Below are 17724 nucleotides of genomic sequence, written 5' to 3'. Positions count from 1 at the left end.
AGCTGTCCGAATAAGAATTCAGACAGCTTTTTCTATGAATTCATCGCTATCTTTTGTGTTTCTTCTTTTGCTTTTGCTTCTGTGGGCAATTTGATAAAGACTGTCAATATAGCACTAATAAAATATAGAATCGCAAGCATCCAGATTAAACCGCTTGCGCCAATCGGCTCATAAAACAATCCTACAAGAGCAGGGCCGATAAATACGGGGAGTCCTGCCCCTAAGTTCAATACAGAAACAGCTGCTCCCTTGTCTTCTTTTACAAGAGATGGTACCAAAGCAGATAATGGTACATACCCTGCAAGCGAAGCACCCCAGAACATTCCTGCAAGAAAAACGAGTATAAGGTTTCCATTGGTCCATATTGGTATATAAAATAACAGTAGTGTAGAGATTCCGGCAGTAACTCCTCCAAACCAAATGACTGTATTACGCCATCCTAATTTATCACCGACTATTCCAAATATCACATTAAATATGATATTACTGGCAAAAATAACGCCCCACATAGTCAGCCATGTATTGATCGAAATCCCGTAATTCGCCATATGAATAGGCAAAAAGATTGGAAAAGCAAATTGAGAAGTAGTATTAATGGTTCGAACAATCCCGCCTAACGCAACTTTTGGTTCCCTTTTTAAAATCGTAAAACCTTTTGTTAATTCTTTTAATTTCGCACCGGTATTCATATTGCTGCTTTTAAGCTCTAGCTTGTCTCGGTTCATAATAATGGCAAAAAAAACTCCGACACATACCCAGAGAATCGATGTCCAAAGAGTACCGATGTGGCCGAAATGTTCAATGGCCCATATAGAGTAATAGGCTCCCAGCACATTTAAACCACCTGTAAAAACAAACCAAAACCACCCAACTGCTGCTCCCAGCTTATTTTTAGGACTCCGATAATTGATCCATACCATGAAGCTGTATGCGAATAGTGGATAACCGAATCCTCGGAGTGCATAAGTCAGTAACATCGTGCCATAATTAAGCTCGTTAACGCCGAAAGCAATAAACGAACTAGTCCCGATTATATAAGTAATCATTCCCGTAAACATTATTCTTCTCGGACCAAACGCTTCAGCGAGCACCCCTGATAAAAAGGAAGCAATTGTAACTGTGACTCCATAGGCCGTATAAAGAGAAGCCGTTTGTTCAACGCTCATTCCTCGTTCTTGCAAATATGTACTCAGCCAAGCTATTTCCAATCCATCTCCCATCATGAAAATTAGAATTCCAAAATACCCCCAAACGAGCGTCTTCGGAATACCAATTTTGTCTAAAAATGAAAGTTTTATTCCATTAGAGGTATTCATAAACATCCCCTTTTCCATTTGAATTAGATGATTGCGCTTACATCGTTAAGTTTAGCACCGTTTGAAGAGAAGAAGAGACGTCACTTCTTCAAACTTTGGCGCATTTTCCGTGACAAAAATTCTTGAACAAAATAAAACATAGAAATTCCTATTAACCGGACTTTCTCTTGGATTGGCTGTCTGGGGTCCTGCAACAAAACGCGGATATTATACGCTAAGAAGAAAAATCAGGGTTATTTTTACGTCCGCAGTGGACGTAGGGAATGAATGGAATTCGGATTCTAGAATTGAACGAATATTCTCCGAGAAAATTTATGTGTTCCCATCCTAACGGGGATATATGAGAAGCAATCCTTCTTGATATTTCCTGTAATTTCATGTGTTCAATTGCCTGTGTGATAGTTACACGGTATTCCAAATGCTGATTGCAATAATAGTAAGATTTAATGCGCTGACACGTTGTAATTGATCTTGTAATGCTCTTTCTCTAAGTTCCCCATGTTTAAATTGCTCGTTCTAAGGCGTTCATGGCTTCAACATTATTTAACCCACGCTGGATTCGACGACGTAAGTGTGGAATAAGGCTACTGATGAGTTTCAATCGAAAGGAAGGATAAAAATGAATCATGTCATTGGACTAGTCATTGTGAAAGGAGAAAGTGAAGGAAAGACATTAAGAAAAGTTATAGTGTTCACAATACACGTGAAGGACTAGATTCGTTCCATATATTCTTAAAAGAACTGGAGGATATGACAGGAGTTAAACCTTCGGTCATTATGGAATCAACGAGACATATCAAGCCCCAGTCGTTCAGTTTATAGAGGAGAAGGACAATCTTACATGGACGGTAAATGGAAAAGGGCATGAAATGATTGCCACACCCTAAAAGAAAATCCATATTTATTTATTCGTAGGAAACCATAAATGACTTTCCTTATAAACTTTTTTCTACAGATTACATATTTACAGGTACAACTATGAAAACCAATTTATAGCAATGAACGTAACCTTCTTCTTAACTATGTCCAAAATCACCTTTTCATTTAGTTCATTTTTCAGCTTTTTTCGCCTGGATCATTTCTTTAATTTTTTCTCTAAACTTCTCATTCGTGAAAATATCCTGTGTGGTTGTTATGTGGCGCTTGGCATGTCTGGAGAAGTTAGTCGCTGCCAACCACTGACCACAATAAGGACATGGAAGCTGTGCGTCTACCTGCCATTGTGTCGTTACGAATCTATTTGTATTTGAATTACTTCTTTTCGCAGCCTTATTGACTACCTTTGTATTCGTATCGACTATATCATCATTCATTTTGTATTCGTCAGTGATTGCTAGTTCACCGGATACCCTTTCATTCCCTGCCATTTCACGTTCTACCAGCAGACAAACCGCTTCACTGATAGATAAATTCAGTTCGTCACAGTAACCTTTGAAATCACCGTACAAGCTTTCTGGAATGCGTGCAGTTAATACCTCGGTCTTTTCTCTTCTTCTCCGATTACGTGCGAATTGTTCCAAGTATGTCATCCAATTCCCTCCTAAATCCTCTTATTGATTTATTCGGTACACATCACCCTACCTCCTTCAATTCATTCTGTATACAATTCGAATCACAATCAAATCATTTTGAAACATTTATATTAGGTCACCTTGTATACTTTTAGATTAGGTTAGATTAGATTAAAATATATATTCTATCGAGGTTGTTTCTAAAATAATTAAGAGGTAAACCTCACTAGAGCAACTGATAAATTTGTCTCCTAGAATCTATGATGATTGTTCTTTTTGAAGCTCATACCGAGTAGTTTTTTTTTTCAAATTACTTATGTATTCCAAAACTAGAACGATGCCACGTTGAATAAGAGAATATGTAATTCAACACCTTTATTCTAAGTGCAAAATAAAAACGACAATTAAGTCGCCTTTTCTCTACCTTTTTAATAAAAATCTTCTAGCAGCTAGTTTTGTTGTCCCACCCATTGCCCCCATCATGCCTCTGCCCGACCCAGATGAATACCACATGTTTCTAAGGACCGAAGGACTCTTAATCAAGAGAATACAGCATCCCATGAGTAATAGAAATTTAAGAAATGTAAGATTTTCATTGATTAATATACTTAAAGCTATTACGAATAAAAAGATTTTGGAAAGAATCGTAACGATCTGACTTAGTAATTCACGCCACCAAACTCCTAAATATTCATTATCATCTGCAATAACCGACACACAAGCCAAAGGGCTTAATAAATATAGGAACATCACGTCCGCGTGGAATATCGCTACTGAAAATAGGAATGCAATAAACGCTAATGCAAAGACAGCTAACAATATAAGAAGAGCTGCCCCTTGGAAATGAAGCGCTGCAAAATTGCTGGGTACTAACATGTCTTCAATTTTCTCTTTACTAACCTTACTTCCTTCTCCAATCATCCAGTTTCCCATATTGTAAGCGACTTCTTCTAATAAAATCTTCTGAATGAAAGGCATCGCTGGAATAAGTAAGGCACTTTTTAACGTATTTACAATCACAGGCCCGTAGGCAACGGCATCACCTGCCGCATTTCTTGACATAACCTCAATGATTTTATATAAAACGATCGTTACCGCAATCGTTGAGGTTAGGGCAAGCAAAAAATTATTGACGGATGAAAAGAACTCTACTTCAGCGTTTTGCTTTAGTAACAGATCATTACATATTAACAGAGCCCATTCAATAAAATCCTCTAGCATTCCCTGAATGGCTTCTACAATCTTTTCCTTAAAATCAAACAAATTGACTCACCTCTTATTCAGGATCCAGAACGGTTACGATTTTCCAAACGCCTTCCTGTTTTTCTAAGGTTATTAATTTGTGATCAAAACCACTTCGTTCTATATCAAAGGTATAGGATTTAGTTGTTTCTTTAAAAGACACATTTTTATTTTTTGTATCTTGAGAAAAAAGTAGATTTGCTTTTGTTCCGCCATTAGCTAAATCTTCCGCTTTGTTCGTAGTTAAAAGGTACAGTAACCTCCTTTGGTCCTCTTCTATTAAGTCATTAGAGATTGCCTTTGTATTCTTTTTTTTAAGCTTCTCCCACGCTATTGGATTTGCTTCATCACGTGTTTTTCCTTCAGCCAACCTCTCTTGATCCTCAAATGAAGTTAACACACTGTTTATCACTTCTGTCGCCTGTTCTTCCTCAACCTTCGGATCAAAGCTTTCACCACCTCCATTACAAGCAGCCAGTAATAGAAGTAATATGAATATTGGTATAAACAAAGTTATCTTATTCAACTTAAGATCCCCCTTCTTTTGATGGATTGGTACTTGAAGTAGTATTCATTTGAGAAAAGAAACTCATGGCCAGTTCTTCTTGTCTTTCAGCCTCTTTTACAGCTTTTCCGACCTGTTTCTCATGCATTTCAACGTCCGCTTTTTCTAATGCTTCTTTCCGCTCCGTTGATCTAAAATACTCGTCATATTCCTCTCTTTTCCCTTCAAGCCAATCCAACAATTCTTGTGATGGTTTATTCTGATAACTTAATTGGCTTACACGTAATGAGCTCGTTACATTTGGAAACAGGACATATTGATAGGCTTTTTTAACCCTTATTGGGTGTTTTCCAGTGATGATTACAATAGCGTCATCTTTATGCATCGTTAAAATTTCATCAACATTCATCAAGTTGCGTGCTGAATAAGAATAGCTTGAGGAAGAAGACGAACTGGATGATTGTCCTTTTGATTTTGAAATTGAACCAGTTTCCATTTTTGCGGTGGTTTTCCCCATTAACTCTGAAAAGTATTTAGCCGTTGTTTCATTGACATTCCCTAAACAGATTTTTGTTCCACAGTTCCCTAAAATAGATTCTGCTTGTTCCCGGCCATACTTCTCTTGCAATTGAGTGATGCTTTGAACGATGGTAAGTACTCCAATGTCGTAGCCCCGGCAGGTTGCCAAGAATTTTTCATAGTCGGGAAACTTCCCTAAGTTCGGAAATTCATCTAAAATAAAGATCACTGGTTGAGGCAACTTTGCTCTGTTTTGAGCACCTACTTTATATAACTCCTGAAACATTTGGTTAAAAAATAAATTAATTAACCCTTCCCATGTAGAATCCATAACGGGAATAATCACATATAAGGTCATTTTCCTTTTTCCCACATCGCCTAAAAAGAAGTCTGAAAAGCTTGTAAATCGAGAAACCGAACTTGAAGTAAAGTCACCTATCGTCGTAAGTAAAGAAATAATAATATTCGCTCGCGTTTTTTCTTGGGATTTTTTAAATCCTAACTCATACGCCCTTCTAGCTGGATGTGATTTGTCCATTCTTAAAAACTGTCCATCTAGCTCACTTGCTCCGTCTTTACTTGCTTCTGGGTCAAATTCCTGTAAAAAATCTAACACACCCGTCATGTTACGTTGATCGGGTGGTAATTCATGAACAGCGTATAAGATAAGTGCTTTTAACAAACTAAATTGGGCATTGTACCAAAAATCTTTTCGTTTCGGGTCATTTTTAGAAGCTATAATGGCATTCGCTACCGTGGAAGCCTGTATTTCCTCTCTAACGTAATCGAAGGGATTATATCGATCTGAGAATCCCATTTCTGAAAAATTCACCACATGGACTTCATAGCCTTGTCTACGTTTGACTTCGGAAGTTAGTTCATAGACCTCGCCTTTGGGATCCGTTACCACTAAGGAACATTCTTTTTCATGTAACACATTGGGCACAACATACCCTTGTGTTTTGGATGAACCAGGGCCCCCGACTACAAAGTGGTTTCTGTTTGGAAGATTTGAATCCGTAGGCTGCACAATCACTGAATGGTTTAAAACGCCTGTTATGATTCCATTATTTTTCATATAATCGCAAGCCACTTCCTTTCTCCCCTTTCGAATCTAGCATACTCGTTTCAAGATCCTGCATTAGTTGTTTTGCTGGAACCTCAACCGTCTCACCATGCGTAAATATTTCGTGATTTTGAGCAAATCTACTTGAACCATGAACACCGTATTTATCTGCTAATTCATATTTACCCTTTCCACCCTTCGTAAAAAAAACCATGAAGACAGCTAATACGATTACAGCGGCACTACCAATGAAGAAAAGTGGATTCTTTTTTTCAATCATGTTTGTAGATGTTCCAATAGGGTTCATGAGGTTTTCCGTTACAAAGGCCATAAACGGGGCACCAGATATGTTGGCTTTATGTGCCGCAAGAAATGGAAGGATCCCCGCTATGTTGATTACTATCAGTTCAAATAGGGCTAATAAAAAGGCCATTAACAACAGGCGTATTCCCATCACTTTCAAAAGGATCCACTCCTTTATGATTACTTTCAATCTCAGCAAATCCGGCAAAACATTCGATACACTCAGTTCTCTTCAAAAGGTTCGAAGGACCCCATCAACTCTAATTTATCAACTTGCCTTTTCTCTCCATCCAAAGCGATCGTGACCTCATACATTTGATTTTTCCTTGGGAATGCACTGCCACCTACCGAGTATTGTGTTTCCATCATTACAAGCGCTTTTGCTTGGTCTTTTTCAACAGCACTTAAATAAACATGTAAAGACTTCACTTCATTTTTGAATTCAATTTCCATACTTCCCATTTCTCCTGAAGCTTTTAATTTTGAAATAACGGACTCTGCTAGCCGGTCTTTGACCTGATCAAAACGTGCAGCATAATTTTTGTTATCGTAATTAAATAGTCCTTTAAAAGTTTCATCTACAAAGCTTTTAACCTCTTCACTATGTTCAATTTCATAATAGGTTGCATTCCTTTGAAAGGTATTCAGGTCCTTGTCTTTTTCATTCACTTTACTTTTCAACTGAACCATCTCTTTTTTTGTTTCATTATTTTGATCTTCGGCTTGAGTCATCATGGTCTTTTGACCAACATACATAAATCCTAAAATCATATTCGCTAGGATGGATAGTCCTAACAACGTAGCGAAAAATTTATTCAAGGTGTTTTCCTCCTAATGGGACACTCTACCAAAACCAGCTAAATGAGATTTCCAGTAAGATGAATGTATGTCATGGATTCCAATACCCGAACCGTTAGAATCAAACATTTTGCCATCTCCTATGTAAATCCCGACATGTGTGATATATTTGTTGGTCTCATAAGTTCCAGTAAAATAGATAAAATCACCTGGCTTTGCTTCAGATGGCGGGATTTTCGAGGACACATCATATTGTTCTTGAGCAGTTCGTGGTAGCTTTACACCCACTTTAGCAAATATCCATTGTGTAAATCCTGAACAATCGAATCCTCTATGGGGATCCGAACCTCCCCATGCATATGGCCAGCCAACATATTTATTCGCTTCTGAGATAATCGCATTAAATGCTTGTTCCCCTAATGGGGAGACATCTTTCCCACCTACAACAATTCCTGTTGGCATTAAATTTCCCATCACTTTCTCCACATACGTATAGTCTCCATAGCAGTAAGGAGCCCTCCAATCCGAACAACTCCATCCTTGTTTTTCAGTTTGGGTCAATGAGAATTGTTGGGCTAATTCAACTGAATGTTTTTTTCCGTTAGAAGAAACAAAACTCAGGTAACCAGAACCGAAATTGTATGACTGAACTATAGCTGGAAAATCCACCCCGTTTTTTTGTCCATCCTCTAACACCGATTTAAAATGTTGAACCCCTAAATTCACGGACATTATCGGATCTTGAATGGCGTTTGGCGGTAACCCAACAGATTCAGAGCTTTGCATAATATCCAAGGTTTGTGAATTTCCTAATTCTTGATACATGAGGGCAAGTAGAAAATCTGTGTATTCCGGTATTCCGTACTTCGTCGTATATTCTTGAACCAGGCTCTTCCATTGTTCAATATGCGGTGGAACATTAGCCTTTCCAAATGGCGAGTTAATATATCCCGTTGGTTCCTCTTGAGAGTTAGTTCCAAGTAATAAGCCTGCCATTAATATTAAGGAGAATACGACGCCTATCGTAATTTCCTTCCAGTACCGAACGACAAAAACGGTTCCCTTCACAGCAACTGTTGCGGACACTTAATTAAACCCCAATTTCTTATCAAGTTTATCAAGTTCTGTTTTATATGTTGTGAGCTCCTTATTCTTTGGATCAAGCTGTTCCTTAATATCTTTTGATTTCCTGCCTTTCTTTTTCTTGAGGTTCTTTATTTGTTCTTCTAAATGAGTCACTTGGTTTTGCAATTCCTTTTTTCTGATCGTAACCGTTAATTCTTTGTTTTTTAACCTCTTATTGAGATCGTTGGCATCTGTTAAATCCCCGTGTTCAGCAAAAGCCTGTCCGATTCGAAGTTGTTGGTCCTCATCCTTTGTAAATGCCTGCATCGATAGCAAAACACTGTAATCATAGCTTACTATTTTCTTTTCGATATCCAGATAGTCACTTTCTGCTTCCAATCCTAGTATTTCTTCCTTTTTATTCGCTTTATATAAGACTTCCACACTAGGCTTTATCAAGTTATCGTCTGCCTCTATTGCCTTTTGATATTCACCTTTTTCAAAGTAAAGATTCGCAAACTCTTTTTTTGAACCACCCGTTTTTTTCAACAAGGAAAGGGCATCATCATATTTGTCTTCACTTACTAGTTTATAAAATGTTGATTTTTGTTCAGCTTTTTCAAGTTCTGTTGCATAAACCGTTTCAGCTTCCTTGACTGCTATTTGTTGAAGAAAAAGAGCCAAAGTAAAGACTGCAGCAGAGATCCCAATAGAAATCCCTGTCAGAATCCTCTTTTGCTTTTTGATTTTTTGTTTTTCCGCTTCTAATCCGAAAAAATGCAGCGTTTCCTCCTCCTGAAGTTTACTCGCAATCAGCTCTTTCAAATCCTCAACGGAGCCAGCATTTTCAATCCGGAAGAAAAATTCATCTTCTTCCTTTTTAAGCAGATTTTCTTTTTCCCGTTTATACTTTTCATAGGAAAAACGGGAAAACATAGATAGGGTTAGAATTTTGTATTGTTCTAGTTTTTCAATATGGCCTTCAAAGGGCAACCATTGATTGCTTCTGTATAGAAACTTTAGTTTTTTCATATCTTTAAAGAAAATGTTTCTTGGGTGGATCAGCACTTTCTCATTAAAATTGTGTAAAGGATCCAATTCTAGCAACTGATTTAATAAAGCAAGCCGTAATACGGTTGAATATGATTTTGCTATTTGTAGAGGTTGGTACCCTTCATCCAATACATAACCAAGAATCAAGCGATCGTTTTCTTTTTTTATATCTTTCAGTGTAAAGAAATACGGATGTTCTTCCTGAAGTTCTGCAAGGTCCTCTACCCGTTCAGCCAACACCTGATTTGTCGCAATTTCTAAACGATAGTGCCTATTTTTAAGGATGAATAACGTTCCGAGTTCAAATAATTGGATTTTCACTGTTGTCTCCCCCTTTACAGAACAAAATTTCGAACTTCTTCTTTTTCAATGGGAGTCATTTCATTCCTTGCCTCATAATCAGGGATTTCATCAGGATCTAAACCATATTTTTCAAAGTACCGTTTTTTATTCCAAAGACGTAGCTCTTCTTGTGTGAGCTCAACCCGAATAAAGGCACGTTGAGACCCGTAAACAATTAATGCCTCTCCCTGACGTTTCGCTCGTAATAAGGAAATCTCTTCATCGGAGAATGATAGATTAATTTTTTTAACCACATCATCAACACCCTTATTGTCCAGTCCAAAAAATATTTTTGTGTGACTATTTTCAATCATAGCTGCTCCTAGGTTATCCTCGGTATCGAGTACATCGATAATTTGTTGCGTGCCTGCGATAGCGCCGGCATTATACTTCCTAAATCGTTTATACGCTTGATAAAAGAATCTCATCGAATCCGGGTTCTTTGATAAGAAGTGGAATTCATCAATAAATAGGTACACCAATTCCTCTTTCGTTTTCGTCACTTCATCCCATAGGAAACCAAAGATATTAAAGTAACATGCAGCCTGTACATCCACCTCATTTTGTAGGGATTTTAGATTAAAAGAGAATAGCGAGTTATTGATATTCACGTTCGTATGCCCATTAAATAACGAGTTAGATCCATGAACATAACTTTCCAGGATAAAATAAAAATCCTGGATTTTTTCATAACGTTCTAAATCATTTTCCTTCAATGTACCTAAATCCTCATAAAAGTCCTCTAGAATAGGGAAGTCCGTTGCCATTAAACTTGTAAAATTGCTGTTTCCATTAATGGAAAAACGATTATAAAGGTTGATCAATGCCTTATCTAAAATACTAGATTCAACTTGGGATAAGTCTGCTTTTAAAACTTTGAAAAAGGCCTTAAGACGTTGAACCTTTTGTTTAACAAGGTCCCTTATGAATTCCGAATCATCATTAAAATCTTCGGTGTCCGTAATTTCTGTGGAGAATATCTCCAAAGGGTTGATTTTCGTTGAACTATTACTACTGAGATGAACAACTTCACCTCCAAGAATTTTCACAATATGGGAGTACTCATTTTCTGGATCAATGATATATATCTTGATTCCCATAGCGTAGCAGCGAAGAATCTTTTGAACCATAAAGGTAGATTTCCCAACACCTGATGTCCCAATGACCACCATATTTTGATTTAATGTACGTTGTGTATCCAAATAGTCTATCGCAACCAATGAATTGGTTGTCTTATTGATCCCTTCCACCTGTGCCGTCGGGGATAAATAGCAAATCTCTGAATCATCGAACGGAAAGAAAGAAGAGGCCGCTTCACTGTTGCACATCTGATAGGTATAATCCTTTAATTGGTTATCCCCTAAAGGCAGAGCCGACCAGAAAGCCATCGGTGTTGCGTAATGAGGGTTTAGAGCTTTCATCCTTAGTTTTGTTAGAATCCTCTGGACATTGTCTTCTAAGGTCTTCAGATCCTCTAAGGATGCAGCTTGTATGAAGATGTATGTATACAGATACATAAAGGTAGAACGGTTTGATAATACCTGATTTAGTTGATATTTTGCGCTTTCCAGTTCGGATTGCAACCTGATGCGAGTGGCTGGATCTCTTGTTTTTAATAGTTCCGCATCTTTATTTTTAATAGAGTCATTGTAATAGCTAATCATGCCTTCTGAATTGGACGGTTCTAGGTACTGGACAAAGGATATGTTTCCTTTTAACCGCTTCAGATCCGATAGCCAGTTCCCTTTTTGTTCTTTAGGATAAGCAACGACAGCCAGCACCTTAATAAAGTTGCCACCACTTTCGATATAATTCTTATTTTCCTTCCAGACAAAAGGATAAATGGAATTAAGTTCTTCGGTCTCTAACATCCCATGTAAAATGTCTTCGGGACTTTGTTTCACCTGTTCGTCCTGCTTATTTTCACGTTTTATTAAAGAAAATAAAGTAGCTAAAGAAAAAGGCATTTGACTTACTCCTTTCCGAACCGGTTATCCGTATAGTTTTGACATTTCAAAATCAAAGGATCTGTATAGCAACGTTAACGTATCCTTCTCAGACAATTTTCTAATCGTCATATCGTAGGACTCAAAAGTGGAACGCAGGGAGTTTGTCATTTCCTCCACCTTTTTTGTTAGAATAATTTCAGCACGTTCTAAATCTTGGAACGTACGTTTATTCATTTTCTCCCTAATGACAACAAAATGTTGTTTTGTCGACATTTCATCTTTCATCCTTATCCCTTGGAAGTGATCGATGTACGATGTGATTAGGGTTCGCTTGTATTCATTACCTGTGTTTTCCTTATCCTCTAGTTCATGCAAATAGCGTTTTTTCCAACCTAAGTTATAGGAACGGAAATCCACTGGAACCGTCATCGATATGGTTTGTAATTGATCATGGACTTGACTCATTAAGAATGAACCGTAATCTTCAAATAAACGATTCTGTTCATACTCCGCCAACAAATCTAGGTTGATACCACTCACTTGCAGAATGGACGTCAGATAACCATTTTTCAAAAGGACATAGTCTTTGTATATCCCTTCTATAATACTTATGTCTTGAATTGTCGATTCTCCTTTTTTTATCAGGGTTTCTACTTCATAGTCAAATTCTTCCTTATTCATTTTCTTATTATGATTAACCACGGAAATCATCCCTTTTATTCGATTTAATAAAGAACATCTTCTGTCTATTGTTGTAATGAATAATTCGTTTTAAATAGCTACTATATGTGATATTGGGCCGAGAAGATATGGGCCGTAAAACAGCAAAGGTAAAAGAGCCTAACAGCAAAAGGGCCATAAAGAATAATTTAATCATCATAAATCCCAATGAATAAGGTGGAATGAGCAAGATAATGGCGGAAATAACGACGGCCGGTAATATAAATCTAAAGAAATTCATTAATGATAAGCCTTTAACAATGTTATACGATCGATCGACATTATCAGGGAAAACAAACGTTTTCCCCTTGCGACTGTCTTCTTCTCCAAGTAACTCTTTGAGAGCCTCTCTAAGCTCCTCTTTTGCCATCATCTAGTTCACCTCTATTAAGCGAATAACGCGTACATCCAAGGAACAAGCCATACGATTGCGGCTGCTAACCCTACCCCTGCCAAAGCCATTCCTACTCCACGAAACATTTCGTTTTTTGTATGAGGATCATCCACGCCTGGTAATTTTTTAATGATGATCCAGATGGATACGCAGATGCCGACTGTAACAACAAGCCCCGTTAACAATGTTTGAACTTGTTTCAGTCCCTCTTTGATTTTTGCTGATACATTAGCTGCTGCAGATGCTTGATCTGGGGCGATATGTAAAAGTAAAAGAATTGCAGCAAACATCAGTAAGAGTTGTAATTTTTTTAACGATTTCACTATGTTTCCTCCTTAGTCGTTTTCCCTAATTTCTTTGAATTGAATATCGGTTTCCACCGCTTTTTCCTGTCTTTCTTTCTGCTTTTCTAGTTGAATATGGGTATTTAAATTTCCCAACTGTTTCTCGGCCTCTTTCTCTGAGAAGTAAGGGGAAACTTTTTTCACTTTGCCATTGCCACTCAATTTCCCAATATACGAGCCATCTTGATTTGAAATCACTTCAAAATCATGTTGTCTCGCTTGGCTTTCTTTATTTATTTCCATACCATAAAAGGCAAGGAAACCTTCTGCAATAAAACGACTATCCATGATAACTTCATCAAACATTACTTTCATTCCGGGGTTATCTCTTACTCTTTCGATCCATTTTTCTGCAATGTCAGGCAACCATACGTCTCGTTCTTTTTGATTCTCTACAAATGATAGCCTTGTCCCTTGATCATCATTTGAAATATTTTGGATTGTAACGGTCTTACCTAAAAGATCTGAAGGAATAAAATGCTCTTCTAAAGCCCTGCGTAGAGATTGTTTTCTAAGTTTAGGATCATTTTTAAGTTCCTCTTTTACAACAGAAGAGCGTGCTTGTTCGATATTTTCATAAGTTGTTAGGGTTTTATAAGATTTTGCTAAATTTAGCCGAAGTTGTTTATTGTCATGGAGGGAGAATGCTTTTCCATCTTCCACAAGGAAGAATGAGTGCATTCTAAACTTTTCGAATTGGGAGGTTCCGAGTGTTTTTTGAAGCAGGTCCTCTTTGGTTGGAAATACTGGTGTGACGATGTGCGCTTCCTTAGTTTCTTGTTTATAGACCCCGAAGTATGTATCTTTATCCTTCAGGATGAAAAAAGCACTTTTTTCCTTATCGACTGGGAATGTTTCAATAGAATCCCCTTTTATTTCAAATAACTGAGGGTGACGTTCCTTTATCATGGCGTAATATAGCTCATACTCAGCCTCTGTCTTCTCTTTGGTTGACCAAGAAGTGGAATCTTGTTTCATACTCTTCTTTTCCTGGTTCATGGGACTTTGACTTTTCCTATCTAAACTTTTTTGTTTAGACTGTTCAATCATTTGTAGAATAGAGTCAGCAATCGTAAGCATGGAATCGTTGACCAATCTTTCAATCGAATCATTTCTCATAACAAGATCATCTCCTTCCTGGATCGAAATGATTTTTCAGAATGAAACAACTTAGCCTAGGAAAAAGGACTTTCAATAACATTAATTCACCCAAAACATGTGAAAAATTGTAAAAATCAATCTCCCCACTTTAATTCTGAATGGGCTTGTTTACATCCCTATACCGCTGAACCATTTTATCCAGTTGCGTATCCTCGGTTGCTATAAAATACTTTTGCTCCCATAGGCTACCTTTGTAATTTAATTTAGTTTCTGGAAACGCCTTATACAAGAACCGTGCTGAACCCCCTTTAAGAGCTTTCATGATATTGGGTATATAATGAGTGGTCTTACAATGGATGATTAAATTCACTCTGCACTCCCTGATATCCATTTCCAATATTTTAAATTCATGACGGGTCGATACGGATTGAAAATATTTTTTAATAAAAGTCTTTTCCTCATCTTGTAGGGACCTGAAGTGTTTTGTGAAAAAGGTAATATGATATTGCAAGAAACTCACGTGATATTTGTTCATCTGTATCTCATACACAAACAATTTTCCCTCCCCACTAAAAAGGATGCTATTGCAATACCTTTGACGTTTCTCTTGCTTTTTATTTTACCAGCGATATTCCTTTTATTGATTAAATTAGCCAAAAAATTACAAAAAATGAACCTTTTGATGGGATTCGTAGTCATATAACCCTAACTTTTCTGGTTAGTATTCTAGAGACTTTAGTCTTGTTATTATCCTTTTTTCTACTCCTCGGTCTATTCTTTTCTGGCTAGAATAACGAGTTAGATTCTGATTTCGATCTACATGGAACTTTCATTTCAATAAGCTCATACCGGTAAAAATATTCTTTTGAGAAGAAAGAAAACAAAAATACGCAGCTGTATTATTCTCAAGGAATAATACAGCTGCGTATTTTTGTTGTTATATTATCGTTATTATTCTATCATCATAATGTCGTCCATATGCTTTGGAACATATTCATTAAATTGGTTAAATAAATAATTAAGGTAGGAGTTTAGTTCAAATCGATCTTCCTGAATAAAATTGACAAATAGGGTTTTATTTTCTTCTTCCATCTTTTCCTCCCCTTTACTTTATCTTTTATATCATCAATTTAAGCACTCACGTTTTTAAAGTTCATTACATTTCTGTTTAGAAATAGTAATTTTTTAATCAGTCATCATTTTTAGAAATATAGCATTGGCTCCGCCTACGCCAAGATACCAGGATGGCCACACACCATTTGCCTGTTTTCATTATAAAAGAAAACGCTTACATTTTCCAATGTTACTGTAATACAAATTTTGATAAAACCTCCGAATATAAAATGTACGTCCTGCGTTGAGAACTTTGTATAAAGATCCAGCCGCTCTATGGAACCCCCTATATATAAATTTCTAGATAAAAAGGGCTCTTTCCATTTGATTTGGGTGTAAGATTAACAAAAAAAGAAACTGATCAAATTAGTCGTTATTCAACGACCTTTTGAATCAGCCTCTTACATATATCTGAGCTCTATTTTTAAAAATGTTTTATCCCTTTAAATTGGTCATCTTCCCCAACTTCAATAGTTTAGAAAGGGCTTCGTTTGATTGACCCTTACCTTCCTTAGTATCCTCTTCATGATTCAATGGCGCTTCAGATGGAACGATTGGTGAGGAAGCTAGCTGACTTTTCTGGGATACCGGCTGCACCATTTGCTGGGCAAGCGCCGCCCCTTCGGGATTCCCTACAATTAAAGACACGATATTATAAAGAATCCTTTGCCCTTCCTCCGTTTTCAAAAGTGCTAATTGATCATTAGCAAAGGTGTCTAGTGGAAGGTAAATACCTTGTTCTTTATAAGATCCATTCCGAACCTTTAATCCATCTTCAATAAGCGCGCTAATGAGTTCATTTCTGCTTTTAAAGCCGTCTACCAACTCATTAAATTCATTAGCCCATTTTATCGAGGTTTTTGGGGTATATTGAATTCCCCGACCTGGAGTGATTTTTCTATTGGACAACGTTACCACCACCTTGTATCACTACTAAAAGAAGATGCTCCTATCCTTGAATTTTTATGCTTCAATTGATTGTTTTTCAATTTCAGCAATAATATTTTTCAAGAGATATGCCTTACTTGTAAAGAAACTGGCTTGATCGATATTCGGAGGAAATAGACAATCTTCATCTTTAAGTTCCGCTAGGTATTGATAGGCGAAGAGAAGCCCTCCCCCGACGATAATCATTTGCCCAACGTTTGTATCAACAAAATACCGGATGACTTTATCTTTCACTTCTTCGGCATATTCTTTCGTATATTTATCTACAATTTTTGTGATATCTGCTGTTTTGGACTGCCAGGTCGCTTTAAAGACAGGAGAATATTTAGGTTTTAAAACCATTTTATTGATTTCCGGCTTGATGAACTTCCTCATGAATTCTTCACGTGTAAACGAAATCTTAGGAGTTTTATTCACCCTTTCAAAACGGGCACGTATGCTGTCGAATTCCTTTAGTTCCGCTGCTTCTTTCATGATTAAATCAATATATTTATTTGTACCTATCAGATGGTTTGTAGATTTAGTCGAATTTAAACCATTTTCATCATAAAGAGCTAAATCCAATGTTCCAGCTCCTAAATCAGCTATGGCAAACTCATCATGGATTTGTGATGAAAATTCAGTTTCCACCACTTCCCCATCCACTAAATCAAAGGCCAATGCTAAGTAGCTCGTTACGCCTTCCACATTAAGCTGAACATCCGTAATGTTAATGGTTATGGTTTTTCCTTTATAAGGCCCTTTTATTGCAGTAATTTCATGCTCACCCATATATAAGTTAATTTTTTCGGAAGACGCCTGTTTGGCCTCTTCTATTGGAAGCCCAAAACTCAATGGAACGTCTACCTTATTGGTCTTACCCGATTTCCAAGCAGCTAAGGCTAATCCCGCTAAAGTTGTTACAACATGGATTTCATTCCCTAATTTATCTCTTGCATCACTGCTAGTTTCTCTTAAATTATTTTTGTCATTTGTTGAAATTTGAGCATATTCCCCTACTGTATAATAAGCATTTGTTCGATTCTTTGGTAAGGCTTTACTTTTAATATGTAAATGAAGGATCATATCATCAGGAAAAGATTTATCTGCGCTTTCATCTGGCATATCTTCGGCAGTCGTTTCTGCGTTTTCTCCGATAATACTCGCGATATTTAATGAAACAACATTTCCTTTTTGATCGATATACGTAATTTTATTAGAAATGTTCCCACTATCCACTCCTGCAATTAAATAATCCTCTTTAAATAAAAAATCAAGTTTTGTCATGATCTTCCTCCTTCGGACTAATCTAGTTTAGTCTACTTACTATCCAATATATAGAGAATTCCTGTTAAAGTCAACGAAAAACTAGCGCTAAATTGACGTTATCGATATTCCAACGCTAACATAATATCGTTAAATTAGCGCTACCTCAACACTTAACACAAACCTTTAT

Annotated in this window: 18 protein-coding genes and 1 pseudogene; all 19 read right to left on the bottom strand. The window is 36.9% G+C overall.

Annotation, left to right across the window (positions count from 1 at the left end; genetic code table 11):
* Positions 1-32: 32 nt before the first annotated feature.
* Positions 33-1316, bottom strand: a complete 1284-nt coding sequence (locus tag JFU50_RS28470; protein ID WP_201225273.1) for an MFS transporter — start codon at positions 1314-1316, stop codon at positions 33-35.
* 239 nt (positions 1317-1555) lie between these two features.
* A pseudogene (locus tag JFU50_RS28465) lies at positions 1556-1887 on the bottom strand (Tn3 family transposase); the annotation flags it as partial.
* Between the two features lie 478 nt (positions 1888-2365).
* Entirely contained in the window at positions 2366-2845 is a 480-nt protein-coding gene (locus tag JFU50_RS28460) for a hypothetical protein (protein ID WP_201225272.1), read from the bottom strand.
* 402 nt (positions 2846-3247) lie between these two features.
* The gene (locus JFU50_RS28455) at positions 3248-4090 is read right to left on the bottom strand and encodes a conjugal transfer protein TrbL family protein (protein WP_201225271.1); all 843 of its coding nucleotides are present in this window, start codon (positions 4088-4090) and stop codon (positions 3248-3250) included.
* Between the two features lie 13 nt (positions 4091-4103).
* Entirely contained in the window at positions 4104-4595 is a 492-nt protein-coding gene (locus JFU50_RS28450; RefSeq protein WP_201225270.1) for a hypothetical protein, read from the bottom strand.
* A 1-nt stretch (position 4596) separates the two neighbouring features.
* Positions 4597-6186 (bottom strand): VirD4-like conjugal transfer protein, CD1115 family, encoded by a 1590-nt coding sequence (locus JFU50_RS28445; protein ID WP_342366378.1) that lies wholly within the window; start codon positions 6184-6186, stop codon positions 4597-4599.
* Positions 6161-6652 (bottom strand): hypothetical protein, encoded by a 492-nt coding sequence (locus JFU50_RS28440; RefSeq protein WP_207198905.1) that lies wholly within the window; start codon positions 6650-6652, stop codon positions 6161-6163. The genes JFU50_RS28445 and JFU50_RS28440 overlap by 26 nt, the downstream gene beginning before the upstream one ends.
* Positions 6653-6684: 32 nt before the next feature.
* A complete protein-coding gene (locus JFU50_RS28435; RefSeq protein ID WP_201225268.1) occupies positions 6685-7281 on the bottom strand; it encodes a hypothetical protein in 597 nt (198 codons plus the stop codon).
* A 12-nt stretch (positions 7282-7293) separates the two neighbouring features.
* The gene (locus tag JFU50_RS28430; RefSeq protein ID WP_201225267.1) at positions 7294-8346 is read right to left on the bottom strand and encodes a lysozyme family protein; all 1053 of its coding nucleotides are present in this window, start codon (positions 8344-8346) and stop codon (positions 7294-7296) included.
* Positions 8347-9699, bottom strand: coding sequence for a type VII secretion protein EssB/YukC (locus JFU50_RS28425; protein WP_201225266.1), 1353 nt, complete (start codon positions 9697-9699; stop codon positions 8347-8349). It abuts the gene before it with no gap.
* 14 nt (positions 9700-9713) lie between these two features.
* Complete coding sequence (locus JFU50_RS28420; RefSeq protein ID WP_201225265.1) at positions 9714-11687, bottom strand: VirB4 family type IV secretion system protein; 1974 nt, start codon at positions 11685-11687, stop codon at positions 9714-9716.
* Positions 11688-11711: 24 nt separating this feature from the next.
* Entirely contained in the window at positions 11712-12371 is a 660-nt protein-coding gene (gene trsD, locus JFU50_RS28415; protein ID WP_201225264.1) for a TrsD/TraD family conjugative transfer protein, read from the bottom strand.
* Positions 12364-12759 carry a hypothetical protein gene (locus JFU50_RS28410; RefSeq protein ID WP_201225263.1) on the bottom strand — a complete coding sequence of 132 codons (396 nt, stop codon included), beginning with the start codon at positions 12757-12759 and terminating at the stop codon, positions 12364-12366. The genes trsD and JFU50_RS28410 overlap by 8 nt, the downstream gene beginning before the upstream one ends.
* Before the next feature lie 17 nt (positions 12760-12776).
* Positions 12777-13106: a CagC family type IV secretion system protein gene (locus tag JFU50_RS28405; protein WP_235565972.1), complete on the bottom strand. Its 330-nt coding sequence runs from the start codon at positions 13104-13106 to the stop codon at positions 12777-12779.
* A 12-nt stretch (positions 13107-13118) separates the two neighbouring features.
* Positions 13119-14246 carry a hypothetical protein gene (locus JFU50_RS28400; protein ID WP_201225262.1) on the bottom strand — a complete coding sequence of 376 codons (1128 nt, stop codon included), beginning with the start codon at positions 14244-14246 and terminating at the stop codon, positions 13119-13121.
* Positions 14247-14376: 130 nt separating this feature from the next.
* A complete protein-coding gene (gene tnpA / locus JFU50_RS32090) occupies positions 14377-14763 on the bottom strand; it encodes an IS200/IS605 family transposase (protein WP_201225261.1) in 387 nt (128 codons plus the stop codon).
* 416 nt (positions 14764-15179) lie between these two features.
* Positions 15180-15320: a hypothetical protein gene (locus JFU50_RS28390; protein WP_200964763.1), complete on the bottom strand. Its 141-nt coding sequence runs from the start codon at positions 15318-15320 to the stop codon at positions 15180-15182.
* A 456-nt stretch (positions 15321-15776) separates the two neighbouring features.
* The gene (locus tag JFU50_RS28385) at positions 15777-16250 is read right to left on the bottom strand and encodes a hypothetical protein (RefSeq protein ID WP_201225260.1); all 474 of its coding nucleotides are present in this window, start codon (positions 16248-16250) and stop codon (positions 15777-15779) included.
* Positions 16251-16304: 54 nt separating this feature from the next.
* A complete protein-coding gene (locus JFU50_RS28380) occupies positions 16305-17555 on the bottom strand; it encodes a ParM/StbA family protein (protein ID WP_201225259.1) in 1251 nt (416 codons plus the stop codon).
* Positions 17556-17724: the final 169 nt, after the last annotated feature.

Source organism: Peribacillus sp. TH14, from assembly GCF_016651145.1.
GTDB classification, from domain to species: Bacteria; Bacillota; Bacilli; order Bacillales; family DSM-1321; genus Peribacillus; species Peribacillus butanolivorans.
Note: the sequence above shows the minus strand (reverse complement) of the source record. Positions and strands in the feature narration are given on the sequence as shown.